This window comes from Glycomyces endophyticus, assembly GCF_039531525.1.
GTDB classification, from domain to species: Bacteria; Actinomycetota; Actinomycetes; order Mycobacteriales; family Micromonosporaceae; genus Glycomyces; species Glycomyces endophyticus.
Genome location: NZ_BAAAQF010000009.1, coordinates 183,057 through 206,916, shown reverse-complemented (window position 1 = coordinate 206,916; position 23,860 = coordinate 183,057). Strand labels below are relative to the sequence as shown.

Here is a 23,860-nt window from a genome sequence, read left to right as displayed (position 1 = left end):
TTGGATCAACCCTGACACGGGGGTGCGACGGCCGCCCGGGTCAGCCCGCCGAGGTGCCGCTCTTCCCCTTGCGGAAGATCTTGCGGCCCAGCCACACCAGGGGGTCGTACCGGCCCCCGGCGACGCGCTCCTTCATCGGGATGATCGCGTTGTCGGTGATCTTGATGTGCTCGGGGCACACCTCGGTGCAGCACTTGGTGATGTTGCAGTACCCGAGGCCCTGCTCGTCCTGCGCCGCCTCGCGCCGGTCGTCGCGCGCGTCGAGCGGGTGCATGTCGAGCTCGGCCGCGCGGATGAACAGGCGCGGACCCGAGAACGGCGGCTTGTTCTCCTCGTGATCGCGCACCACGTGGCAGGTGTTCTGGCACAGGAAGCACTCGATGCACTTGCGGAACTCCTGGCTCCGCTCCACGTCGACCTGCTGCATCCGGTACTCGCCCGGCTTCAGGTCCGCCGGCGGCGCGAACTGCGGCATCTGCCGCGCCTTCTCGTAGTTGAACGAGACGTCGGTGACCAGGTCGCGCACCACCGGGAACGTCCGCAGCGGCGTGATCGTGACCGGCTCGCCCTCCTCGAAGACGTTCATGCGCGTCATGCACATCAGCCGCGGCATCCCGTTCACCTCGGCCGAGCACGACCCGCACTTGCCGGCCTTGCAGTTCCACCGCACCGCCAGGTCCGGCGCGTGCTCGGCCTGGATGCGGTGGACGACGTCGAGGACGACCTCGCCCTCGTTGACGGCGACGTCGAACTCGGCGAAGTCGCCGCCGTCCGCGTCGCCGCGCCACACCCGGAAGGTCCTCGTGCTCATCAGGCGTCCTCCGCTTCCGTCGACCGGTATTCCTCGGGGGTCATGTACTTGGACAGTTCACTGGTGTCGAAGAGCCCCAGCAGCTCCGGCGTCATCGACGGCACGTCCTGGCGCGCCAGCGCCAGCTCGCCGCCCTCGTCGAGCGAGGCCACCAGGTTGACCCGCCGCCACTCGGGGTCCATGCCCGGGGCGTCCTCGCGGGTGTGCCCGCCGCGCGACTCGTCGCGCTCCAGCGCGGCCTTCGCCGTCGCGACCGAGCAGAGGTACATGTTCCGCAGGTCCAGCGCCAGGTGCCAGCCGGGGTTGTAGGCGCGACCGCCCACGGCCGTGACGTTGTCGATGCGGGGCTTGAGCGCCGCGAGCTCCGTCAGCGCCTCCTCCAGCTCCCCGGCCCGCCGGATGATGCCCACGAGCCGGCCGTTGACCTCCTGCATCGCGGCCTGCAGCTCGTACGGGTTCTCGCCGTCGTTCGCGAAGGGCCGCAGGGCGTCCGCCATCGCGGCGGCGATCTCGTCGTCGCCGATCCTCGGCGGCTCGGTCACCGCCGCGTGCTCGGCGGCGAACTCGCCGGCGCGCTTGCCGAACACGAGGAGGTCGGAGAGGGAGTTCCCGCCGAGGCGGTTCGAGCCGTGCATGCCGCCGGAGACCTCCCCGGCCGCGTACAGGCCGGTGACCTTCGAGGCCGCGGTCTCGGCGTCGACCTCGACGCCGCCCATGATGTAGTGGCAGGTCGGGCCCACCTCCATCGGCTCGGCCGTGATGTCGACGTCGGCGAGCTCCTTGAACTGGTGGTACATCGACGGCAGCCGCTCGGTGATGTACTCGGCGCTGCGCCGCGACGCGATGTCGAGGTACACGCCGCCGTGCTCGGTGCCCCTGCCCGCCTTGACCTCCGAGTTGATCGCCCGCGCGACCTCGTCGCGGGGCAGCAGCTCCGGCGGGCGCCGGTTCGCGTCGGGGTCGGTGTACCAGCGGTCGGCCTCCTCGGGGTTGTCGGCGTACTGCGCCTTGAACACCTCGGGGATGTAGTCGAACATGAAGCGCGCGCCCTCGGAGTTCTTCAGGACGCCGCCGTCGCCGCGCACCGACTCGGTGACGAGGATGCCGCGCACCGACGGGGGCCAGACCATCCCGGTGGGGTGGAACTGGATGAACTCCATGTTGATGAGGCTCGCCCCGGCGCGCAGCGCCAGCGCGTGGCCGTCGCCGGTGTACTCCCACGAGTTCGAGGTGACCTTGAAGGACCGGCCGATGCCGCCGGTGGCGAGGACGACCGCGGGCGCCGCGATCGCCATGAAGGACCCGGTGCCGCGCCGGTACCCGAAGGCGCCCTTGACCGCGCCCTGCTCGATGAACAGCTCGGTGATGGTGGTCTCGTCGATGACCTGGAGCTTCGACGCGGGCTCGCCCGCCTCCTCGTCGTCCTGCTGGAGCGAGACGAGCTTCTGCTGGAGGGTGCGGATGAGCTCGAGTCCGGTGCGGTCGCCGACGTGGGCGAGGCGCGGGTACTCGTGGCCGCCGAAGTTCCGCTGGCTGATCCGCCCGTCGGGGGTGCGGTCGAACAGGGCCCCGTAGGTCTCCAGCTCCCAGATGCGGTCCGGCGCCTCCTGGGCGTGGATCTCGGCCATCCGGTAGTTGTTGAGGAACTTGCCGCCGCGCATGGTGTCGCGGAAGTGGACCTGCCAGTTGTCGTTGGCGTTCACGTTGCCCATGGCGGCGGCGGCGCCGCCCTCGGCCATGACGGTGTGCGCCTTGCCGAACAGGGACTTGGAGATGACGATGACGGACTTGCCCGCCAGGCGCGCCTCGACGGCGGCCCGCAGGCCCGCGCCGCCGGCGCCGATGACGAGGACGTCGCAGGCGAGGTGCTCGACGTCGTTGGTGTTGTCGCTCATGTGTGCTCCCGTTACCCGACGAAGCGGAGGTCGGTGATCCAGCCGGCGGCGACGGCCATGACGTAGAAGTCGGTGAGGGCCAGGGACGCCAGCGTGATCCAGGCCCACATCATGTGGCGGGCGTTGAGCGCGCTGGAGACCGTCCAGAACCGGTACCGGACCGGGTGCTTGGAGAAGTGCTTGAGGCGCCCGCCCATGACGTGCCGGCACGAGTGGCAGCCGAGCGTGTAGCACCACAGGAGGACCACGTTCGCCCACAGGACGAGGTTCCCCATGCCGAGGCCGAAGCCGTCGGGGGAGTGCATGGCCAGCACCGCGTCCCAGGTGTTGATCACCGAGATGAGGAACGCGGCGTAGAAGAAGTACCGGTGGAAGTTCTGCACGATGAGCGGGAAGCGGGTCTCGCCGGTGTACTTGGCGTGCCCGTCGGGGACGGCGCACGCGGGCGGGGAGAGCCAGAACGACCGGTAGTAGGCCTTGCGGTAGTAGTAGCAGGTGAGCCGGAACGCCAGCAGGAACGGCAGGCTCAGCGCCGCGTAGGGGAGCAGCGGGTGGTCTGGCAGGAACCGTCCGAAGTGGGCGGCGTCGGGGACGCAGCCCTCGGAGACGCACGGGGAGTAGAACGGCGTCAGGTAGTGGTAGTCGGCGACCCAGTAGTCGCCTTGGTAGAAGACCCGGAAGGTCGCGTACGCGACCCAGGCGGTGATGCCGAGAACCGTCAGGATGGGGCCCCGCCGCCAGTTGTCGATCCGCAGGTTCCTCGCCGCGATGGCGGCCCGGGGCGGCGACGAGACGGCACTGTCTTCGGTCGTGGTCATCAGCGCAGGATATCCCTGAACCGGTGACGTAAGTCCATGGGGTACATCACAATTACGAGCTTTCCTCGTTCTGGGACTGTAGATTGCAAAGTTTCTCTTGAGTGCTCCCGGCGGCTTCTGGGGCGCGAGTGGCGGCCCCCCGCCGCTACGCTTGCCCCCATGAGCGCACGCGGGATCCTGTTCGTCCACGCCCACCCCGACGACGAGACCGTCTCCACCGGGGCCACCCTCGCCCACTACGCCGACCGGCCCGACGTGCACCTCACCGTCGTCACCTGCACCCTCGGCGAGGAGGGCGAGATCCGCGTCCCGCACCTCGCGCAGCTCGCCGCCGACCAGGCCGACCAGCTCGGCGGCTACCGGCTGGCCGAGTACCGCGCCGCCGTCGCCGCCCTCGGCGTCGCCGACACCCACTTCCTCGGCGGCGTCGGGCGCTGGCGCGACTCCGGCATGATCGGCCTCCCCTCCAACGGCCACCCCCGCGCGTTCTGGGGCGCCGACGTCGACGAGGCCGCCGCCGACCTCGTCGCGGTCGTGCGCGACCGCCGCCCCGAAGTGCTGGTGACCTACGACCCGGACGGCTTCTACGGGCACCCCGACCACATCCAGGCGCACCGCGTCGCCATGCGCGCCGCCGCCCTCGCCGCCGACCCCGCGTACCGCCCCGGCCTCGGCGCCGCCCACGACGTGCGCAAGATCTACTGGACCACCATCCCCCGCGCCGTCATCGAGGCGCAGTTCGCGGCCTTCGCCGGAGCCGCCGACAACCCCTTCGCGGGCGCCGCCACCGTCGAGGACCTGCCCTTCGGCGCCCCCGACGACGCGATCCACGCCCGCATCGCCGCCGGGCCGCGCGCCGCCGCGCGCAAGCGCGAGGCCATGGCCGCCCACGCGACGCAGATCGCCCCCGGCGACTGGCTCGACCTCCTCGGCGACAAGCTCGGCGGCGGCGCCGCCGCCGAGTACTACGTGCTCGTCAAGGGCGAGCGCGGCCCCGGCGAGGGCCCGCACGGCTGGGAGTCCGACCTCCTCGCCTGAGCCCCGGAGGATTCGCGCCGCCCCGGATCGGGTATTGAATCGATCACTATGAACGAACTCCTGACCCAGCTCGGCCCCGTCGCCCTCGCCCTGGTCCTCGGCATCGCCGTCGGCGCCGAACGCGAGTGGCAGGGCAAGCCCGCCGGCATGCGCACCCACGCCCTCATCGCCGTCGGCGCCGCCCTCTTCGTCCTCGCCGGCCGCTACGGCTTCGGCGGCATCGAGCCCGGCACCCCCGGCGTCGACCCCGCCCGCATCGCCGCGCAGGTCGTCACCGGCGTCGGCTTCCTCGGCGCGGGCGTCATCTTCTTCCACCGCAACCTCGTCTTCGGCATGACCACCGCCGCCTCGATCTGGTCGGTCACCGCCATCGCCGTCTCGTGCGCCGCCGGCCTGTACTGGGTCGCCGTCGTCGTGGCGGTCATGCACCTCCTCGTCGTCGCCGGGCTCGCCCCCGTCGAGGACTGGATCGCCAAGCACGCCAAGCACACCGGCCGGCTCCATCTGAAGTACACCAGCTCCGCGGCGCTCACCGAGGTGCTCGCGGCGTGCACCGACAAGGGCTTCACCGTCGTGGAGATCGAAGAGGAGGAGGACGGCGAGGAGGGCGAGCGGTCCACCGACCTCATGCTCGCCGGACGCGGCTCCATCAAGGCGCTCACCGCCGACCTGACCGGCAAGGAGGGGATCGTCGCCGTCACGTACCAGGAGGACGTCGCCAACGGCGGGATGTGAACCGGGGGAGGAGCGCCCCCGGCAGGATTCGAACCTGCGACCATCGGATTAGAAGTCCGGTGCTCTATCCAGCTGAGCTACGGAGGCACGGCGGGGTCGCACACGGCGCCGCGCCAGCGCAAGAATACCCGGCCCCGGGGCCCCGCGGGGGACGGGGAGCGGAGATGCGGGCACGGATACGGGGCGTCGCGAGAACACCCCAAACGATTCTCTACGACGCCCCGGAATTGCTGACCCACATCAATGAGTAGTCCTTGAGCCGTCAAGTGTCAAGCGGCACGCGGCGTGTTGAGGCTGATTCGTTATCTCGCCCTAAGTGGGCGGCTATGCCCGCTATGCCTCCCGACCGCTTGCGGCCCTAAAGGACACGCGGGCCGAATCCGGGCGTGCACCGGACGCGCACGCAGCGTGCGCGCCCGGCCCGCCCCCCGGCCCCCGCGCATCGCGGTGACGCCGCCGCTGGCGCCGCCGTGCCACACTTGCACCAGAGCCGACTGTGAGGAGCGGGCATGAGCGACGAGCGGCCACCGGCCGAAGACGCCCCGAACGAACTGCGCGAGACCGCTCGCGGACCGGTCGTCCTGCGCGGCATATCGACCCGGGCCTGGGAGCACCCCGCCGACCGCGGCGCGCTCGTGGCCCTGCGCGAGCTCCGCGGCTTCGACATCGTCCTGCGCAAGCTCTCGGGCATGATCTCCGAGCGCTCCCTGCGCCTGAGCCTCCTCGGCTCCGCGATCAAGGTCGACCGCCACCAGTACGCCCGCGTCCACGACGCCTACCTCTCGGTCGCCGCCGTCCTCGACGCGACCGACCTCCCCGACCTCTACATCACCCGCAACCCCGACCTCGGCGGCATGTGCATCGGCATCGACAAGCCGGTCGTCGTCATCAACTCCGGGTCCCTCGAACTCCTCGACGACGCCGAGCTGCGGTTCCTCCTCGCCCACGAGCTCGGCCACGCCCTCTCCGGGCACGGCCTCTACCGGACGCTCCTCATGGTCCTGCTGCGCCTGACCACCTCGGTCGCGTGGATCCCCGTCGGCGTCGTCGGCCTGCGGGTCATCACCGCCGCGCTCTACGAGTGGAGCCGCAAGGCCGAGCTCTCGGCCGACCGCGCCGGCGCGCTGGCCGTGCAGGACCCGGCCGCGGCGATCCGCGTCATGGCGAAGCTCGCCGGCGGCGGCGACCTCCGCGACGTCGACACCGCGGCGTTCCTGGAGCAGGCCAAGGAGTTCGAGACCGGCGGCGACCTGCGCGACAGCTTCCTGAAGCTGATCCTGCTGGAGACCCGCAGCCACGACTTCGCGGTCGCCCGGGCGGCCGCGGTCAAGACCTGGATCGACGAGGGCGAGTACCGCGAGTACCTCGCCGGGGGCTACCCGCGCCGCGACGGCGACGGCGACGCCTCGATCTCCGCCGAGGCCAAGGCTGCCGCGAAGTCCTACAAGGACCTGTTCGAGACCTCCGGCGACCCGCTCGCCAAGCTCCTGCGCAAGTTCCGCGACGGGCTCTAGACGCACGCGACAGGGGGCCCGGTCGTCCGACCGGGCCCCCTTCGACGTCCCTACCGCTTGAGCTTCTCCAGCAGGAGCGCCTCGGCCGTGCAGACCCGCTCGAACATCTCGATGTCGAGGGACTCGTTGGGGCCGTGCGGGTTCGAGTACTGGTCCTCGACGCCCGTGACCAGGATCGCGGCCTCGGGGTAGAGCTCCTGGAACGTCGCGATCATCGGGATGGAGCCGCCGATGCCGATCTCGACGGGCTCGGTGCCGTCCCACGCCTCCGCGAACGCCGCGCGCGCGGCGTCGAACGACGGGCCGGTCGCGTCGATCGCGCACGGGTCGCCCAGGCCCCCTTCGGGGGTGACGGTGACCTGCGCGCCCCACGGGGCGTGCGCCTCGAAGTGCGCCCGGACGGCCTTGAGGGCACGCTCGGCGGAGTCGCCGGGGGCGAGGCGGAACGAGACCTTCGCGCGGGCGCTCGGCTGGAGCGCGTTCGCGGACTCGGCCGCGCCCGGCGCGTCGATCCCGAGCACGGTCGCCGTCGGCTTCGTCCACAGGCGCTCGGTGAGGCGCCCGGTGCCGATGAACTCGGTGCCCGGCAGCAGCCCGGCCTCGTGGCGCAGCGCCGCCTCGTCGTAGTCCAGCGGCGCGGACGGGCCCGAGACCAGGCCCTCGACCGCGACGTCGCCGGCGTCGTCGTGCATGGTCGCCACCAGCCGCGCGAGCGCGGTGAGCGCGTCGGGGACCGGCCCGCCGAACACGCCCGAGTGCACCGCGACCTTGAGGAGCGCGACCTCGACGTACACGTTGACGACCCCGCGCAGGGTGGTGGTGAGCGCGGGGACCTCGGTGCGCCAGTTCGTGGAGTCGGCGATGACGACCACGTCGGCGGCGAGGAGGTCCCGGTTGGCGTGCAGGAGCCCTTCGAGGGTGGGGGAGCCGAACTCCTCCTCGCCCTCGATGAGGAGCTTCACGCCGACTGGCGGCTTCCCGCCGAAGGCGCGGAGCGCGGCGACGTGCGCCATGACGCCGGCCTTGTCGTCGGCGACGCCGCGGCCGTACAGCCGCCCGTCCTTCTCGACGACGGTGAACGGGTCGTCCTGCTCCCACTTGGCGAGGTCGCCGACCGGCTGCACGTCCTGGTGCGCGTACAGCAGCACGGTCGGCTGGCCCGCGGGCGCGGGGAAGTGGGCGTACACGCTCGGCTGCCCGCCGCCGTGCGAGAGCTGGCGCGACTCGGCCGCGCCGGCCTCGTCGAGGAGCCGCTGGACGGCGTCGGCGCCCTGCCGGACCGGCTCGTGGTCGAGTCCGTCGAAGGCGATCGCCGGGATCTTGACGAGGGCCTCCAGATCGGCGCGGACCCCCGGGAGGGCGGCGCGCACCGCATTCACTACATCGCTCATGGGGCGCAATCCTATGCCGGGTCTACACTCGGCGACGTGTTGCAGCGATACCGGTTCGTGTTCGCGCCCCGCTGGGTCCTCCTGACGCTCGCGGGCGTGGTCGTGATGGTCGTCTGCGCCCTGCTCTCGCAGTGGCAGTGGGGCCGCGCCGTCCAGCGCGCCGCCGCGAACGAGGTCATCGAGACCAGCATCGAGTCCGCGCCGCTCGACGAGACGCTGCCCGCGGGCGAGGGCCTCGACCCGGACGTGCGGTGGACGCTCGTGGAGGCCACGGGCGTGTACGACGCCGACCGGGAGGTCGTGCTGCGGGCCCAGACGAACGGCGGCCTGAACGGCTTCGAGATCGTCACCCCGCTGGTCCTCGCCGACGGGACCGCGGTCTTCGTCGACCGCGGGTTCGTGCCCTCCGAGAACACCGGCTCCGTCCCCGACTACCCGGCCCCGCCGGCCGGCGAGGTCACCGTGACCGGCCGCGTCTACGAGTACGAGGAGGCGTCCGGCGGCGTCACCGAGGTCGACGGGCACCTGGAGTCGCGGCGGCTGAGCATCGACATGCTCGGCTCCCGCTTCGACTACGAGTTCCGGTCCGCGTGGGTCGCCGACACCGAGCCGGCCGAGGGCCTCACCGCCCTGGAGACGCCCTCGTTCAAGGACTGGCAGAACTACTCGTACGCCGTCCAGTGGGCGCTGTTCGCCGGCATGGTCCCGGTCGGCTGGACCGTGCTCGTGCGCCGCGAGCGCAAGGACCTCGACGAGGCCGGGAGGGCCCCGGACGCGGAGACGGCCGCCCCCGACGCGGAAGCGGCCGATTCCCTCTGACCCGGGTCAGTCCTTGCCGTCGTACTGGATCTCCCGCGACGGCGCCTTGAAGTCGATGACCTCCTCGCCTTCGAGGGCCTCCTTGAAGATCGCCCCCACGGTCGCCTTCGACACCGTCGTGTTCGCGGTGCCGACCTCGTTGAAGATGTAGTCCGGGTCGGCCATGAACGCCCCGATCGTCAGCTGCGGCGTGTACCCCAGGAACCACGAGGTCCGGTTGTTGTCGGTGGTCCCGGACTTCCCGGCGACCGGCCGGCCCGCGAGCTTCCCGACCACCGGCGAGGTGCCCCACGACCCGCACTGCGCGCCCTTGCGGGCGGTCTCGGTGACGCACCGGCCCGCGTCGGTGGCGGCGCGCGCGACGTCCTTGTCGAGCTCCTGGTGGCAGCGCGGCGCGGCCGCGTCCAGCTCCTGGCCCTGCGGGTCGATGATCCGCAGCGCCGGGATCGGCTCGCAGTACTCGCCCTCGGCCGCGAGCGTGTTGAACACGTTCGTCATCTCGATGGGCTGCACGTCCGAGACGCCGAGGACGAACGGCCCCCAGCCGGAGCGCCGCTCCTCCGAGGCGTAGTACGCGTCGCCCTCGCTGCGCCACTCCAGGCCCATCCGCTCGGCCATCTCCACGGCCTTGTCGGCGCCGACCCGGTCGATGAGCTGCGCGAAGTACGTGTTCACCGACATCCCGAAGCCCGACCACATGTCCCGGTTCCCGGCCATCGCCGCCGAGCTGTTCTTCGGGCACCAGTTCCCGCCGCACGCCGTCGTCGCCGACACGAAGCTGGTCCGGACCTGGTTGGGCGAGTAGATGTTGTAGTCGAGCGGGTAGCCCGCGTCGAGCGCGGCCAGCAGCGTGAAGATCTTGAACGTCGACCCCGCCTGGTACCCGCCCTCGGCGCCGCCGCCGAGCACCGGGTTCACCGTGTTCGGGTAGTTGCCCTTGCGGTCGAACGACGGGTTCGAGTGCGGGCCGTTGTGGCTCTGGTCGTACGAGAACGTGCGGTTCAGCCCCAGCGCCTTGACCCGGCCCGTCCCCGGCTCCATGAGGACCGCGCCGTGCGCGTACTTCGACTCCTCGCTCTTCGCGTCGTTCACCGTGTCGTTCGCGAGCTTCTGCAGCTCCGGGTCGAGCGTGGTGATGATGGTGTACCCGCCCTGGCGGAGCTCGCGCTCCCGGTCGGCCGGGGTCGCCCCGAACGCGTCCTGCTCGCGCCACCAGCGGCGGAAGTAGTCGCAGAAGAACCCGTACTCCGAGGGGGTCCCCTCGACGCCGATGCACGAGTTCGGCGGGTCCGACACGTGCAGCTCGATCGGGAGGCCGCGCACCTCGGACGCGTCGCCCCGCGACAGGTAGTCGATGTCGACCATCCGGTCGAGCACCCAGTTGCGGCGGGCGAGCGCGTCGGTCTGGTCGGAGACGATCGGGTCGTACGCCGACGGGGCCTGCACGAGCCCGGCGAGCGTCGCGGCCTCCTGGAGGCTCAGCTCCGACGGATGCTTCGAGAAGTACACCTGCGCGGCGGCGAAGATCCCGTACGCGTTGTGCCCGAAGTACGCCTGGTTCAGGTAGCGCTCGAGGATCTCGTCCTTCGTCAGCTGCTCCTCGACGGCCATCGCCAGGCGCGCCTCGGTGAGCTTGCGGGTCGCGGTCTGCTCGGTCGCGGCGATGACCTCGTCGATCGACTCGGCGTTGAGCTGGAGCGCGCCGCGCACGTACTGCATGGTGATCGTGGAGGCGCCCTGCTCGACGCCGCCCGAGGAGTTGTTGGCGACGAACGCGCGCACGATGCCGCGGTAGTCGACGCCGTTGTGCTGGTAGAACCGCGAGTCCTCGGCCGCGACCATGGCCTGCTGCATGACGGGCGCGACCTCGTCGAGCGAGACGTGGCGGCGGAACTCGTCGTAGAACAGGCTGATGAGCGTCTCGCCGTCGGAGGCGTAGACGTACGACGTCAGCGGCGGGTCGGTCTCGGTCACCTCGACCGACAACGTGTCGATCGCGTTGAAGCCGGCCTTCGCGCTGAGGCCCGCCATCGCGGCCAGCGGGAACAGCAGGGCCGCGATCGCGAGCCCCGCGAGGACGCTGGTGCGCAGGAGGGCGTACACCCCTTCCGCGGGCGGTCCGGGTCGGTCGCTCCCGTGTGCGGACAGTCCGGGCACACGGTGCTGGCGGGGTCGATCGCGCATATATCCAGCCTAGGGCACACGGATCACGCCAAGGTGAAAATCCTCACGAGGGTCGGTATCGCTTTCGCCAAGGGACCGAATGCAAATCGGACTCGCATCACTCCAGGCCGCCTCGTCACGGGCGTGCCGCGTAACAGGCTCGCAACGAGCCGTTTAGACGCACGCGACGAAACCCGCCTACGCTTGTCGAGGTCCGGCGCCCCCGGACGCCAGGTGAGAGCACAGAGGAGACGCGCGTGTCGGTCTACGAAGTCGGACTGCGGCTGCACGGCAAGGCCGTGCTCGTCGTCGGCGGCGGCACCATCGCCGGGCGGCGCGTGCCCCGCCTCATCGACGCCGGCGCCCGCGTCCTCGTCGTCGCCCCTGAGGTCACCACCACCCTCTCCGACCTGGCCGCCTCCGGCGAGCTCCAGTGGGAGCGGCGCGGCTGGCGCCCCGGCGACGGCGACGACGCCTGGTTCGTGCTCGCCGCCACCGACGACCCCGCCGTGAACGCGGCCGTCGCCGCCGAGGCCGAGTCCCGCCGCACCTGGTGCGTGCGCAGCGACGACGCCGAGGCCTCCGACGCCTGGACGCTCGCGCGCGCCGCCTTCGACGGCGTCAGCGTCGCCGTCTCCGCCTCCGGCGACCTCGCCCGCGCCGCCGCCGTCGCCGAGGCCGTCGCCGCGGCCGGGCGCTCGGGCGCCATCGACGCGCCGCGCGCCCGCCGCGTCCGCCCCGCGGGCGTGGCCCTCGTCGGCGCCGGCCCCGGCGACGCCGACCTCATCACCCTGCGCGGCCTCGAACTGCTCCGCCAGGCTGAGGTGGTCGTCTCCGACCGCCTCGCCCCGCAGGAGCTCCTCGACATGCTCGGCGACGACGTCGAGATCGTCGACGCCGCGAAGCTCCCGTACGGCCGCCACACCACGCAGGAGCAGATCAACGCCGTCATGGTCGAACGCGCCCGCGAGGGGAAGTTCGTGGTCCGCCTCAAGGGCGGCGACGGCTTCGTGTTCGGCCGCGGCGCCGAGGAGCTCGACGCGTGCCTCGACGCCGGCGTCCCCGTCGAGGTCGTCCCCGGCCTCTCCTCCTCCATCGCCGGCCCCGCCGCCGCGGGCGTCCCCGTCACCGAGCGCGGCGTCGTCCACGACTTCACCGTCGCCACCGGCCACGTCCCGCCCGGGCCGCAGAGCCTCGTCGACTGGCACGCCCTCGGCGCCGGCAACGGCACCGTCGTCCTCCTCATGGCCGTCAAGAACCGGGCCGCGATCGCCGCGGCGCTCATGGCGGGCGGCCGGCCCGGATCGACCCCGGTGCGGATCGTGGAGAGCGCGACGACGAAGAACCAGACGGTCCGCGAATGCCGATTGGCCGACCTGGGCGTCACCGAGGCGCACCACCCGGCCGTCATCGTCATCGGAGCGGTCGCGGCGAGGGCCCGCGGACTGTGAGTTTCCGCAGCTGGAGACCGGTATTGCGGCGGCCCCGAAGTGTCATCTCGGGGTCGCCGCACTTTTACCTAATCCACTCTTTACAAGCGCGAACACAGGCCGTAATATTCGTCCATCAACAGCGCGGCGATCGCCGCGTCTGCCACCGTGGTCACGTTCTGGACCAGCGGTGTACTTCCAAATGAGCGGGGTCTCTCGCTCACCCTTTTTGTCCTCTTTGGAGTGTGCATGCGCATTCGTGAGTTCTCTGCTGAGCTCGCTTCGCGGCTCAAAGTCGCCTATGCGGTCCGCAACGTCGACATGGCGCTGCCCGGACTGACCCTGGTCGACGAATGCGCGCCCCGCGCCGGCCATATCCTGGTCGCACGGGTCGACGCCATCGGGCACCACAACTGGCTCGAGCTGTCCACCGGCCGCAAGGCCGCCATCTACCCCGGGGACGAGGTGCTGCTGGCGTTCGGCGAGCGCTACGCCCCCGACCAGTACGAGTCCCGCATCCCCGACGTCCTCGGCACCTCCGTGGACCTCGTGGCCGCCGGCGGCGTCGCCGGGGAGGTCCTCTCCCGGCACGGCGACATGCGCCCGCCGACCCGCCTGGAGCCCATCGGCATCCTCGCCGACCGCGAAGGCACGCCCGTCGACCTGCGCCGCTTCAACGTGCTCGCCCCGTTCGGCCTGGGCGACCACCCGCCGGTGGTGTGCGTCGTCGGGACCTCGATGAACGCCGGGAAGTCGACCACCGCCGCGTCCGTGATCCGGGGCCTGTCCCGCTCGGGCCGCCGCGTCGCCGGCATCAAGATCACCGGGACCGGCGCGGGCGGCGACCCGTGGATGTTCCGCGACTCCGGCGCGGTCGTCGCCGCCGACTTCACCGACGGCGGCTACCCGACGACCGCGGGCGTCCCCGTCCCCGAACTGGCCGAGCTCGCCCAGACGCTCTACCACCACGCCGCCGCGCACGACGTCGACGCCGTGGTCATGGAGATCGCCGACGGCATCCTCCAGGCGGAGACCTCCGCCCTGCTGGAGTTCCCGATCGTGCGCGAGCTCGTCGACGGCGTCGTCCTCGCCGCCGCCGACGCGGCCGGGGCCCGCTACGGCGCCCAGCACCTGCGCGCCCTGGGCCTCCCGGTGATCGCCGCCTCCGGCCGCCTCACCCAGTCCCTGCTCGCCATCCGCGAAGCCGTCGCGGGCATGGACGCGCCGGTGTACACGCCGAACGAGCTCGCGACGCCCGACGTGGCGGCCGAGGTCCTCGCGATGGCCGGCGTCGCCCGCTCCCGTCGCGGCGGCGTCCTCGAACTCGGCGAGGCCGCCTAGCGCGTCCCCTTGTCCCTACTACCCGGCAGGACCGACGGCGGCGCAGGCGATGCGCCGCCGCGGCAGTGAACCGAATACCGAGAACCCCCGACGGGCGGTGCGCGAGGCGCACCGCCGCTTCCGTGCCCGGGGCGGCGCGCTCGACACACCGTCATGACCAGGCTTCGCGATTGTCCTATGGGCCTTCTGGCGGCTCTTGGAATTATCTTGGGGGCATGAGCCGCACGATCACTCAGAAGGAGCTCCGCAACGACAGCGCCGCTGTCCTGCGCGCCGCGGAAGCAGGCGAGGAGATCATCGTTACCAGGAACGGCACGCCCATCGCCCGGCTGATGCCACTGGTCGATGAAAGCCCGTTCGTGCCGGCTGAGGTCATGGACCTGTCTGTCGAAGGCGTGCCGGGAGTCGACTTCGAACGGCTCCGCCGAGACTTTGCCGAACACATCGACCAGGGCCTTCGCGATCCGTATGAGCGCCGCGATGGCTGACGACCGGTCGCTGCGAGAATTCGCCGTACTAGACACCTCGGTAGTGGTCGATTACCGGAGGCTCGACTCGAACCTGCTGCCGCGGTTTCGCGCAATCACGACCGTGACGTTCGCGGAATTGCATGCGGGGCCGAACGCGGCGCGGCACGACGTGCCCGAGGAGGCCGTCCGCATGCAGCGACTGCACTGGGCGCAGCAGGTGTTCAGGAATCCGCTGCCGTTCGACGAGGCGTCGGCGCGGGTATTCGGGACCGTCAATCTGCTCGTCTTGACGTCCGGCCGCAAGCCGCGGACGTGCACGGCAGACCTCATGATCGCCTCGATCGCCATCCGGAACCGCCTGCCGCTCTACACCCGGAACCCGAAGGACTTCACTCCGCTGGAGTCGCTGCTGGAGGTCGTCGCGGTGTAGCGGACGATCGATCTCCGAGACGCCGACGGCGGTGCGCGAAGCGCCCCCCCGTCGCTGCGTCCGAAGGGGTTCCGTCCTGTCTCTACGCATCGGTAACCTGACCGGCTTGCGCCGTTTCGCCGCACCCGAGACCTTTACCGTCTTGTGACAATGGCAGCCTGGTCCTAGTTGCACCCGCGAATTAGGCTCGGGTTCGTGCGCCGCCCCGCCCGCACCCCGTCAGCGCGAACCCCGCGCAGGCCCGCGAGCCGCAGACTTGTACCGGAAGCGCAGAGGACCCCCCTTATGACCACTCCGAACGTCGACGCCCGACGCCTGAACGTCAAGGGACTGCTCATCGCGGTCGGACTCCCCGTGGTGCTCGTGGGCGCGCTCGTCGCCACCCTCCTGGGCACCGGCGCGTTCAGCCGCGAGAACGAGGGCGAGGACGCGAGCCTCTGGCTGTGGACGACCCCCCTCGGCGAACTCGCCCGCGTCAACGGCCTCACCGCCGCCACCGACGTGCGCCTCGACGTCACCGACGCGATGGGCAACGCCGTCCAGGTCGAGCAGACCGACTCGCACCTGCTGCTCCGCGAGATCGCCACCGGCAAGGTCTCCGCGATCGACCTCTCCACGCTGGAGCTCACCGGCTCGGCCGAGACCGCCCCCGGCGAGGGCGTGCGCGTGGCCCTCTCCGACGAGGGCGCGTTCATCATCGACCAGACGCAGGGCCTGGTCAACCAGGTCGACCCCGCGACCCTCTCCGCGATCGGCGACCCGCTCCAGTTCCCCGCGGGCCTCACCGGCGGTGCCTTCGACGCCACCGGGATGCTGTGGATCGGCGTCCCCCGCGAGGGCACCATCGTCCAGATCGAGCCGCGCGACTCCGGCGCGAAGACCCTTGCGACCGAGGTCGTGGCCCAGCCCCGGCAGGAGCTCGCGCTCACCGTCCTCGGCGACGGCGTGGCCGTCCTCAACTCCACCGCCAAGGAGATGACGACGATCCGCGCCGACGGCCGCCGCACCGTCACCGCCGTCGAACTGGCCGGACCCACCGAGACCGCCGACACCAGCCCCGGCACGGTCGCCTCGGTCACCGTCACCGACCCGCCGTCGGTCGTCACCGTCGACGACGACCAGACCCGGACCTTCCAGATCGCCGCCGGCTCCTCCGAGCTCCTCGGCGCCTCGGTCGAGTTCCACGAGCGGATCTACGTGCCCGACGGCGCCTCCGGCATCGTCTGGGTCTACGACCTCGAAGGCAACGAGATCAAGCGCATCGAGATCGACTCCGGCGGCGGCCCCGTCGAGCTGTACCACACCGGCGACACGCTGTTCGCCAACGCGGTCAACACGAACGCGGCCGTGGTCGTCTCCGCCGACGGCGAGGCCGCACTGGCCCCGAAGAACCGCGACGACATCCTCGGCGGCGACGCGCCGCCCACCGAGGAGGACGAGGGCGGCGACGACGAAGGCGAAGAGGAGGGCGACCAGGAGTCCGCTCCCGAGGTCGGCCCGCCCGGCGCCGTCACCAACCTCGACGGGACCGTCGGCGACGGCCTCATCAACCTCTCGTGGGACGCCGCCCCCAACAACGGCTCCGCCCTCACGAAGTACGTCGTCGAAGGGGCCGGCCAGACCTGGGAGATCGCCCCGAGCCAGCGCGTGCTCGAGATCGGCGACCTCGACAACGGCCAGCCGTACACCTTCACCGTGACCGCCCACAACGCCGAGGGCGCGGGCGACACCGTCACCTCGCCGTCCATCACGCCCTCCGCCGACGTCCCCGGCGCGCCGGGCGCCGTCACCGCGACGGCCAACCCCGACGGCACGGTCACCGTGCAGTGGGAGGAGGCCGACGGCGAGGGCAACGACATCTCCGGCTACCAGGTCGAGGCGATCGCCTCCGGCGGCGAGCAGGTCGTCGTCGGCCAGGCCACCGGGACCGAACTGCAGAGCACCGCGGGGACCCTCGAATACGGCCTCGGCTACGTCTTCCAGGTGACGAGCCTGTCGGGTGCCGCGGCCTCCGCGCCGTCGCCGCAGTCGAACTCGGTGACGCCGTTCAACGTGCCCGACGCGCCCGCGTCGCCGTTCGCCGAGAGCTCCACGACCGAGGCCGGGACGATCAACGTGTCCTGGGTGCAGCCGTCCAACAACGGCCGCGACATTCAGAAGTACGTCGTCACCGCGGGCAGCCAGTCCGTCGAGGTCACCGGCACCACCGCGAGCCTCTCCGGCTTCGGCAACAACGAGCAGGTCAACGTCTCGGTCGTGGCGGTGAACGAGGCCGGCCAGTCCCAGCCCGCCACCACCACCTCGAACACGATGGCGCCGCCGACGGTCCAGATCTCCAGCCATGAGTCCACCGGCGGCCAGATCAACCTCACCCTCGCCATCGACGACGGCGGCAGCGCCGACGCGCAGTGCACCCTGCTCGCGGACGGCGTCAACCAGGAGACCAAGTCCTGCCCGGACGTCTACGCGGTGACCGGCCTGTACGCCTCCACGAGCTACAGCTTCCAGATCCGGATCACCAACCCGGCGGGCAACGCGACCTCAGCCGCGTACAGCGCGCAGACCTCGACGATCAACGGCGAGGTGTTCTTCGGCTGCGACTCGATGAACACCGACTACTGCGACTCCGTCGACGGCGTCTCCGTGTACAGCTCGCCCAGCGGCGGCAGCAACCTCGGCGTCACCAACACCGGGGACCGCTACAAGGCCTACTGCTGGACCACCGGGGGGACCACCATCACCCCGCGCGGCCAGGAGCAGGACGGCTATCACGATTATCACGAGGGCAAAGACGGCACGAACAAGTGGATCAAGATCGATTACGCTTCGAACGCGTACGTCCCCTTCGCATGGATCAACATCGACGGGGTCGGCAAGAACTCCACCGGGGACCTCCCGCAGTGCTAGCAGGAGACATCAATGCACGACACCGAGCAGACCCATCCGCTGCGAGTGCCTAAGCGCATGCAGCAACCGGTCCAGCTGGGCGCCGCGCAGGCCGAGTCCTTCGCCGCCGCGTTCGAACGGCTCGCCTCGGCGGTCGACACCGTCGTCCTCGGCAAACCGGAGGTCGTGCGGCTCGCGCTCACCGCCATGTTCGCCGAGGGCCACATCCTCCTCGAGGACGTGCCCGGGACCGGCAAGACGACGATGGCGCGCGCCATCGCCGCGGCCGTCTCCGGGCAGTGGCGGCGCATCCAGTTCACGCCCGACCTGCTGCCCTCCGACGTCTCCGGCGTCACGATCTTCAACCAGGCCAGCGGCGCGTTCGAGTTCCACCCCGGCCCGGTCTTCGCGAACATCGTGATCGCCGACGAGATCAACCGCGCCAGCCCCAAGACGCAGTCCGCGCTCCTGGAGGTCATGGAGGAGGGCCGCGTGACCGTGGACGGCCGCCCGCACCAGGTGCCGCAGCCGTTCCTCGTCGTCGCGACCCAGAACCCCGTCGAGATGGACGGCACGTACCGCCTCCCCGAGGCCCAGCTCGACCGCTTCCTCGTGAAGCTCTCGGTCGGCTACCCCGTCGAGGCCGCCGAGATCGAGGTCCTGCGCGGCACCCACCAGCGCAGCCCCGAGCAGCTCGCCGCCGTCGTCGACACCGACACCGTCGCGCAGATGGCCGAGATGGCCAAGCACGTCTACATCGCCGAGCCCCTGTACGCCTACCTCGTGCAGCTCGCCAACGCCACCCGCAACCACCCGCAGGTCGCCGTCGGCGTCAGCCCCCGCGGACTCATCGCGCTCACCCGGGCCGCCAGCGTCTTCGCGCTCTCCCAGGGCCGGAGCTACATCATCCCCGAGGACGTGAAGGCCCTGGCCGGACCGGTGTTCGCGCACCGCATCCAGCTCGCCCCCGACGCCGCCATGCGCGGCGCCACCGGCGCGCAGGTCGTCGCCGACGCGTTCGACCAGGTCCCGGTCCCGCTGCCGTCCGCGGCGGCATGAGCGAGGCCCGCCCCGACGGCGCGAGCGGCCCGGCCGCGGCGCCCCGCTCCGCGCTGGCCGAACGGCTCCTCGCCGTGCCCGTCACGGCCCGCGGCGTCGGCCTCGCGATCGCCGCCGCCGCGCTCACCGCCTCCGGATGGCTCTGGGGCTACCCCGAACTCGCCGCGCTCGGCGCGGCCGCGGCCCTCGCGTGCGCCGCCGCCGGGTCGGTCATCGCCGCCAGGCCCCGGCTCGACGTCGAGCGGACCGTCACCCCCGACCGGGTCTCGGTGGGCCACACCGCGACCGTCAAGCTCACCGTCCGCAACGCCGGGCGCTGGCGGGCGGTGAACGCCCGCGCCGTCGACGCCTACGGCGGCCCGAGCATCGAGACGCGCCGCGTCGCCGTCCCGCTCGCGCGCCTGCGCCCGGGGGCGAGCGCGGGCGCGAGCTACACGATCGACGCCGAGCGCCGCGGCGTCGTCGACGCCGGGCCGCTCGGCATCGGCAAGCGCGACCTCCTCGGCCTCGCCGCGACCGCCGGGAACTTCGGGTCCGCCGCGCGGCTGTGGATCCACCCGCGCCTGCACCGGCTCGGCCGCACCCCCGACGGCCTCGCCCGCTCCCTCGAAGGCACCGCCGACAAGGTCGAGCAGGGCTCGCTCACGTTCCACGCCCTCCGCGAGTACGTCATCGGCGACGAGCTGCGGCACGTCCACTGGCGCACCTCCGCCCGGATCGGGAAGCTCATGGTCAAGGAGCACCTCGACACCTCCCTCCCCACGGTCGCGATCGCGATCGACGACCGCGCCGAGTCCTGGCCCGCGTCCCCCGAGTCGCCCGGCCCGTTCGAGGCCGCCTGCGAGGCCGCGTACTCGATCCTGACCGCGTGCTTCCGCGCCGAGTACCACGCCGCGCTGGTGCCGGCCTCCGGCGCCACGGTCTCCGGCGCCGGGCGCGACTCCTACGGCGACCTCCTCGCCGAGCTCGAACCGAACGCGAAGGACTCCCTCGACGCCTACGTCGCCCGCCTCACCGCCGCCCGCTACGGCGACACGCTCGTGTGGATCACCGGGACCGAGCCCCCCACCGACCGCCTCGCGATGCTCAAGCGCGCCTACCCCACGGTGATCGCCGTGCACCTCGCCCTCGGCCTCCCCGCGTCCGCGTCCCTCGCGGGCGGACTGCCGACGGTCCGCGCCGCCGACGGCGACCAGTTCGCCGCGGCCTGGAACAGCGGCGGGACTCGCCTGTGACCGCCGTCGAGATCCCGCGGCAGCGCCGAGCCCGGCGCGCCCGGTACCGCCTGCGCGTCGCGGCCGTCGCCGCCTGCCTCACCCTCATGTGCGTGCTCGCGGGCACCGTCGCCGCCCGCGTCTACCACGGAAGGCTCCTGGTCCTCCTCGTCGCCGGGGCCGCGCTCGGCGCCTTCGCGATCGGGTTCGCGCTCCGCAACCGCCCCTCGTTCCTCGCGCCCGGCGCCTCCCTCGTCGGCCTCACCGCGTACCTGCTCGGCGCGATCGCCCTCACCGCCGACGGCACCGAGCCGCTCCCGGCGACGATCGTCGACGCGCTCGTCAACGCCGTGCCGCGCACGCTCACCGCGCTCATCCCGGTCGAGCCCGCGCCCGACACCGTCGTCGTCCCGGTGTTCCTGACCTGGCTCGCCGCGACCCTCGCCTGCGAGTTCGCGATCCGCTACGGCCGCACGCTCCTCGGCTGCCTCCCGCCGACGCTCCTGTACGCCGCCGGGCTGTACCTCGTGGGCCCGAACGCCGACGGCGGGACCGTGTACGCGCTCGCGTACTGCGTCCTCGCCGCGGCCGCGCTCGCCGTCACCGCCGCCCCGCCCGAGCGCCGGCCCGACGGCGACGCCGTCGTCGACGGGCCCGCGCCCTCGAAGGCCCCCGCGCTCATGGGCGCGGTCGTCACCACCTGCGTCCTCCTCGCCGCCGTCGCGCTCCTCGGCCCGGCCGCGGCCCGGCTGGTCACCGCCGACCCCGGCGACCCGCGCGAGTACGTCGAGCCGCCGCAGCTCACCGACATCGACCTGAACCCGCTGGTGCGCATCGCCGCCTGGTCCAAATACCCCGACCAGGAGCTGTTCGAGGCCGACACCAGCGGCGACTCGTGGATGCGCCTCGCCGTCCTCACCGAGTACGACGGCACGACCTGGCAGGCCGCGGGGGACTTCCGCACCGCCGGGACCGTCATCCCCGGCAGCGGCGACGCCGACTTCTCCGCGGACGTCGAGATCATCGGCCTCGGCGGCAAGCTCGTGCCGGCCGCCGCCGACCCGGCGACGATCACCGGCCTCCCCATCGCAGTGAACCTCGCCAGCCGGTGCCTGCTCACGCCCGACGGCCTCGCGACCGGCTCCACGTACCACGTCGAGTCCGCGCTGGTCGCGGTCGACCCGGCGGGCGCCGAGACCGCCCGGCCGAACCTCGCCGACGGATCCACGGTCGCGGTCCCGCCCGGGACGCCCGAGATCATGGCGACGATCGCCGAGTACGTCATCGCCACGTACGACACGCCCTTCGAACGCGCCCAAGGGCTCGCGGACTTCCTCGCCCAGCACTACGCCTACAACCCCGAGGCGCCCTCGGGCCACGACCTGCCCGCCCTCGGGTTCTTCCTCGGCAACCCCGCCGACGCGGGCGGCCAGCGCGGCACCAGCGAGCACTTCGCCGCCGCGTACGCGATCATCGCGCGCCTGGTCGGCCTGCCCAGCCGCGTCGTCGTCGGCTTCGAGGTCCCCGGCGGGTCCAGCACCGTCACCGCCGGGCAGGGCTCGGCCTGGCCCGAGATCGACTTCGCCGGGGTCGGGTGGGTCCGCTTCGACCCGATGCCCGCGCCGGACGCCGTCCCCACGCCGCCCGAGGACACCCTCGAGCAGATGGAGGAGGAGACCCCCACCCCCGAGGAGGACGAGGGGGGCGGCGGCGAGGCCGAGGACTTCAACGACGAGGCGCTCGAACAGGACGGCGACTTCGACGAGGAGCTCGCCGAGGAGGCCGGAGGCGTCCCGCTGTGGGCCTGGTACGCGCTCGGCGCGCTCCTGCTGGCCTGCGTGCCGCTGGTGCTCAAGGCCCGGCGGGCCCTGCGGCGGCGCCGCCGGCTCACCCGCGGCGGTCCGGCGGACCGCGTCGCCCGCGCCTGGGCCGAGGTGCTCGCCGCGGCCGCCCGCGCCGGGGTGCGGGTGCCCGGCCACGCGAACGCGGAGGAGGCCGCGGCGCGGCTGGCGTCGCTGGAGGCCGACATCGGGCCGCTGCCCCGTCTGGTCAACGCCGCGGCGTTCGCGCCCGGCGCCGTGACGGAGGAGGACGCCCGCGCGGCGGCCGCCGTCGCGGGCGAATACCCCAAGCGGGTCCGGCACCAGGTGAAACGGTGGAAACGCTTCCTCACTTAGTCTGCGCCCGTTAGAAGTTGATATTTCCCCACAAATTCACCAGCCGGTGGCCCGATCCCGAAGGGTGGTGCTGACCTGGCAGACTGTGACGTATGGAGAACCCCTTCTTCTCTGTCCGTTTCCGCGGATACGACCGCGCCCAAGTCGACCGAGCGGTCGTCCGCATCCGCACCGCGACGGATGCGGGAGCCCCTCCCCACCCCGACTCCCTCACCGACATGGGCTTCCAGCTCACCATGCGCGGCTACGACACCTCGGAGGTGGACGAGTACTTCGCCGAGGTCGCGAGGACGCTCCGCGGCGGTTAGTCTGGGGACGTGACCGCGCAGGATCCGTACCACCCTCATCTCCAGCAGCCTCCGGCCGTGCACCAGCCCCAGCTGCAGTCCGCCCAGGCGGGACCGCCGGTCTACGGCCAGCAGCCGTATCCGCAGGTCCCGCCGTTCCACCCCGCCCACCCGTACTGGGCGCCCCCGGCGCCGGTCACGATCGACGGCTTCGCCCTCGTGCAGCCGCCTCTCAAGCCCATCCCGTCCGGGCCGGCGATCGGGTCCCTGATCGCCGGCATCGGCGCCGTCCTCGGCGCGTTCCCCGGCCTGATCTTCGCGGCCGTCAGCCCCCTGGCGGGGCTCACCTTCTTCATGTCCGCGGGCCTGTTCGGCCTCGGTTCGCTGTTCCTGGCGATCTACGCGCGCCGGCAGATCCGCGCCGCCCAAGGCGGCGTCTCCGGCAAGGGCCTGGCCGTGACCGGCCTCGTCATCGCGATCGTCGCGCTCGGGTTCGCGGGGCTGGTCGGGCTCATCGCCCTCGCCTCCAGCACGTGAGCGGCGCCCCCGTCCGGGAGCGCCGCCGCACCGCGGTCAGCAGTACGCGTTCAGGTGCGACTGGATCGCGGTCTTCTCGGCCGAGTCCACGCTCAGGTCGTACAGGTACTTGACGTGGGTCCAGGCCTTGACGTAGTCGCAGCGGACCGACGAGTTCGTCGGCATCCACTCGGCCGGGTCGTAGTCGCTCTTGGACGAGTTCGCCGAGGTGGTGGCGATCCACAGCTGCGGCGACGAGATGTCGTTGGCGAAGGCCTGGCGCTCGGCCGTGGTCCACGACCAGGCGCCGGAGGCCCACGCCTCGGAGAGGGCCACGACGTGGTCGACCGTGGCGTTGGAGACCGTGCTGGTCCAGACGTTGTCGAAATCGGACTGCCACGAGCCCGAGTCGGGCTGGCAGTCGGAGCCGGTCACCACGTTGCTGCCGTCGCGCTTGAGCACGTACTGGCGGGCGGTGCACCCGCCGCCCACGCTCGACCAGTGCGGGAACAGGTCCCGGTCGTAGGAGTCGCCGTGCGACTCGGAGGCGACCGTCAGCTGGTTCAGCTCGGACTGCGCGGTCGCGAGCGACGGGATGCCCGGCGGCCGCACCGCCTCCGCGGGCGAGGCGTCGAGGACGAGGACCGTCAGGAAGGCGAGCGCCGCGGACGAGGCGACCGCCGCCGCGCGCTTGAGTGTCTGCATGGAGGCTCCTGTGGGGGAGAGGTGAACGCTGCGTCTGCCGGGGTACACGGATCGAAGGGCGCGAATGCCCTGCCGACCGGGATCATCGAATCATGGGATGTCGAAGCGACGCAAGGGGTGAATCACATCTTTTACCCACAAGACATGGCGAACTTACGCAA

General features: G+C 71.9%; 19 protein-coding genes, 1 tRNA gene and 1 pseudogene. 14 read left to right on the top strand and 7 right to left on the bottom strand.

Annotation, left to right across the window (positions count from 1 at the left end):
- Positions 1-58: 58 nt before the first annotated feature.
- From ABD419_RS13735 to ABD419_RS13725, 3 genes and pseudogenes are all read right to left on the bottom strand, one after another.
- Positions 59-811, bottom strand: a pseudogene (locus ABD419_RS13735) (succinate dehydrogenase/fumarate reductase iron-sulfur subunit); the annotation flags it as partial.
- Complete coding sequence (locus tag ABD419_RS13730; RefSeq protein ID WP_344487286.1) at positions 811-2,706, bottom strand: fumarate reductase/succinate dehydrogenase flavoprotein subunit; 1,896 nt, start codon at positions 2,704-2,706, stop codon at positions 811-813. The pseudogene ABD419_RS13735 and the gene ABD419_RS13730, both read right to left, overlap by 1 nt.
- An 11-nt stretch (positions 2,707-2,717) precedes the next feature.
- The gene (locus ABD419_RS13725; protein WP_344487284.1) at positions 2,718-3,524 is read right to left on the bottom strand and encodes a hypothetical protein; all 807 of its coding nucleotides are present in this window, start codon (positions 3,522-3,524) and stop codon (positions 2,718-2,720) included.
- Between the two features lie 159 nt (positions 3,525-3,683).
- Between ABD419_RS13725 and mshB the strand changes: the two genes are divergently transcribed.
- A complete protein-coding gene (mshB, locus tag ABD419_RS13720; RefSeq protein ID WP_344487282.1) occupies positions 3,684-4,562 on the top strand; it encodes an N-acetyl-1-D-myo-inositol-2-amino-2-deoxy-alpha-D-glucopyranoside deacetylase in 879 nt (292 codons plus the stop codon).
- A gap of 48 nt (positions 4,563-4,610) precedes the next feature.
- Positions 4,611-5,297, top strand: coding sequence for an MgtC/SapB family protein (locus ABD419_RS13715; protein WP_344487280.1), 687 nt, complete (start codon positions 4,611-4,613; stop codon positions 5,295-5,297).
- A gap of 13 nt (positions 5,298-5,310) precedes the next feature.
- Here the strand turns inward: ABD419_RS13715 and ABD419_RS13710 are convergent.
- Positions 5,311-5,384, bottom strand: a tRNA-Arg gene (locus tag ABD419_RS13710).
- A gap of 422 nt (positions 5,385-5,806) precedes the next feature.
- Between ABD419_RS13710 and ABD419_RS13705 the strand changes: the two genes are divergently transcribed.
- Positions 5,807-6,811 carry a M48 family metallopeptidase gene (locus tag ABD419_RS13705; RefSeq protein ID WP_344487278.1) on the top strand — a complete coding sequence of 335 codons (1,005 nt, stop codon included), beginning with the start codon at positions 5,807-5,809 and terminating at the stop codon, positions 6,809-6,811.
- Positions 6,812-6,861: 50 nt separating this feature from the next.
- Here ABD419_RS13705 and ABD419_RS13700 read toward each other — a convergent pair whose 3' ends face one another.
- Positions 6,862-8,202 (bottom strand): dipeptidase, encoded by a 1,341-nt coding sequence (locus tag ABD419_RS13700; RefSeq protein ID WP_344487276.1) that lies wholly within the window; start codon positions 8,200-8,202, stop codon positions 6,862-6,864.
- A 36-nt stretch (positions 8,203-8,238) separates the two neighbouring features.
- On the opposite strand from ABD419_RS13700, the gene ABD419_RS13695 reads away from it, so the two are divergent.
- Positions 8,239-9,021, top strand: coding sequence for an SURF1 family cytochrome oxidase biogenesis protein (locus ABD419_RS13695; RefSeq protein WP_344487274.1), 783 nt, complete (start codon positions 8,239-8,241; stop codon positions 9,019-9,021).
- A gap of 6 nt (positions 9,022-9,027) precedes the next feature.
- On the opposite strand, the gene ABD419_RS13690 is transcribed toward ABD419_RS13695, so the two are convergent.
- Positions 9,028-11,205, bottom strand: a complete 2,178-nt coding sequence (locus ABD419_RS13690; protein ID WP_344487272.1) for a transglycosylase domain-containing protein — start codon at positions 11,203-11,205, stop codon at positions 9,028-9,030.
- Positions 11,206-11,441: 236 nt separating this feature from the next.
- Here ABD419_RS13690 and cobA point away from each other — a divergent pair, with 236 nt between their 5' ends.
- From cobA to ABD419_RS13640, 10 genes are all read left to right on the top strand, one after another.
- On the top strand, positions 11,442-12,635 hold the full coding sequence (gene cobA, locus ABD419_RS13685; protein WP_344487270.1) for a uroporphyrinogen-III C-methyltransferase: 1,194 nt from the start codon (positions 11,442-11,444) through the stop codon (positions 12,633-12,635).
- Between the two features lie 228 nt (positions 12,636-12,863).
- On the top strand, positions 12,864-13,955 hold the full coding sequence (locus ABD419_RS13680) for a DUF1611 domain-containing protein (RefSeq protein ID WP_344487268.1): 1,092 nt from the start codon (positions 12,864-12,866) through the stop codon (positions 13,953-13,955).
- A gap of 215 nt (positions 13,956-14,170) precedes the next feature.
- Positions 14,171-14,443, top strand: coding sequence for a type II toxin-antitoxin system Phd/YefM family antitoxin (locus ABD419_RS13675; RefSeq protein ID WP_344487266.1), 273 nt, complete (start codon positions 14,171-14,173; stop codon positions 14,441-14,443).
- A complete protein-coding gene (locus tag ABD419_RS13670) occupies positions 14,436-14,855 on the top strand; it encodes a type II toxin-antitoxin system VapC family toxin (protein WP_344487264.1) in 420 nt (139 codons plus the stop codon). The genes ABD419_RS13675 and ABD419_RS13670 overlap by 8 nt, the downstream gene beginning before the upstream one ends.
- Positions 14,856-15,140: 285 nt before the next feature.
- Positions 15,141-17,762, top strand: coding sequence for a fibronectin type III domain-containing protein (locus tag ABD419_RS13665; protein WP_344487262.1), 2,622 nt, complete (start codon positions 15,141-15,143; stop codon positions 17,760-17,762).
- 57 nt (positions 17,763-17,819) lie between these two features.
- Positions 17,820-18,800 carry an AAA family ATPase gene (locus ABD419_RS13660; RefSeq protein WP_344487314.1) on the top strand — a complete coding sequence of 327 codons (981 nt, stop codon included), beginning with the start codon at positions 17,820-17,822 and terminating at the stop codon, positions 18,798-18,800.
- A complete protein-coding gene (locus ABD419_RS13655; RefSeq protein ID WP_344487260.1) occupies positions 18,797-20,035 on the top strand; it encodes a DUF58 domain-containing protein in 1,239 nt (412 codons plus the stop codon). Before ABD419_RS13660 ends, ABD419_RS13655 begins: the two co-directional genes overlap by 4 nt.
- Positions 20,032-22,191, top strand: a complete 2,160-nt coding sequence (locus ABD419_RS13650; RefSeq protein ID WP_344487258.1) for a transglutaminase TgpA family protein — start codon at positions 20,032-20,034, stop codon at positions 22,189-22,191. The genes ABD419_RS13655 and ABD419_RS13650 overlap by 4 nt, the downstream gene beginning before the upstream one ends.
- 92 nt (positions 22,192-22,283) lie before the next feature.
- Positions 22,284-22,499 carry a DivIVA domain-containing protein gene (locus tag ABD419_RS13645; protein ID WP_344487256.1) on the top strand — a complete coding sequence of 72 codons (216 nt, stop codon included), beginning with the start codon at positions 22,284-22,286 and terminating at the stop codon, positions 22,497-22,499.
- A 9-nt stretch (positions 22,500-22,508) separates the two neighbouring features.
- Positions 22,509-23,015 (top strand): DUF4190 domain-containing protein, encoded by a 507-nt coding sequence (locus tag ABD419_RS13640; RefSeq protein ID WP_344487254.1) that lies wholly within the window; start codon positions 22,509-22,511, stop codon positions 23,013-23,015.
- Positions 23,016-23,051: 36 nt separating this feature from the next.
- On the opposite strand, the gene ABD419_RS13635 is transcribed toward ABD419_RS13640, so the two are convergent.
- Positions 23,052-23,699, bottom strand: a complete 648-nt coding sequence (locus tag ABD419_RS13635; RefSeq protein WP_344487252.1) for an HNH endonuclease family protein — start codon at positions 23,697-23,699, stop codon at positions 23,052-23,054.
- Positions 23,700-23,860 lie beyond the last annotated feature (161 nt).

Coding starts and splice junctions, on each gene's coding strand:
- ABD419_RS13670 (WP_344487264.1), top strand. CDS start 14,436: ATGGCTGACGACCGGTCGCTGCGAGAATTCGCCGTACTAGACACCTCG.
- mshB (WP_344487282.1), top strand. CDS start 3,684: ATGAGCGCACGCGGGATCCTGTTCGTCCACGCCCACCCCGACGACGAG.
- ABD419_RS13635 (WP_344487252.1), bottom strand. CDS start 23,699: ATGCAGACACTCAAGCGCGCGGCGGCGGTCGCCTCGTCCGCGGCGCTC.
- ABD419_RS13715 (WP_344487280.1), top strand. CDS start 4,611: ATGAACGAACTCCTGACCCAGCTCGGCCCCGTCGCCCTCGCCCTGGTC.
- ABD419_RS13725 (WP_344487284.1), bottom strand. CDS start 3,524: ATGACCACGACCGAAGACAGTGCCGTCTCGTCGCCGCCCCGGGCCGCC.
- ABD419_RS13655 (WP_344487260.1), top strand. CDS start 18,797: ATGAGCGAGGCCCGCCCCGACGGCGCGAGCGGCCCGGCCGCGGCGCCC.
- ABD419_RS13675 (WP_344487266.1), top strand. CDS start 14,171: ATGAGCCGCACGATCACTCAGAAGGAGCTCCGCAACGACAGCGCCGCT.
- ABD419_RS13700 (WP_344487276.1), bottom strand. CDS start 8,202: ATGAGCGATGTAGTGAATGCGGTGCGCGCCGCCCTCCCGGGGGTCCGC.
- ABD419_RS13680 (WP_344487268.1), top strand. CDS start 12,864: ATGCGCATTCGTGAGTTCTCTGCTGAGCTCGCTTCGCGGCTCAAAGTC.
- ABD419_RS13690 (WP_344487272.1), bottom strand. CDS start 11,205: ATGCGCGATCGACCCCGCCAGCACCGTGTGCCCGGACTGTCCGCACAC.
- ABD419_RS13730 (WP_344487286.1), bottom strand. CDS start 2,706: ATGAGCGACAACACCAACGACGTCGAGCACCTCGCCTGCGACGTCCTC.
- ABD419_RS13705 (WP_344487278.1), top strand. CDS start 5,807: ATGAGCGACGAGCGGCCACCGGCCGAAGACGCCCCGAACGAACTGCGC.
- ABD419_RS13665 (WP_344487262.1), top strand. CDS start 15,141: ATGACCACTCCGAACGTCGACGCCCGACGCCTGAACGTCAAGGGACTG.
- ABD419_RS13645 (WP_344487256.1), top strand. CDS start 22,284: ATGGAGAACCCCTTCTTCTCTGTCCGTTTCCGCGGATACGACCGCGCC.
- ABD419_RS13660 (WP_344487314.1), top strand. CDS start 17,820: ATGCAGCAACCGGTCCAGCTGGGCGCCGCGCAGGCCGAGTCCTTCGCC.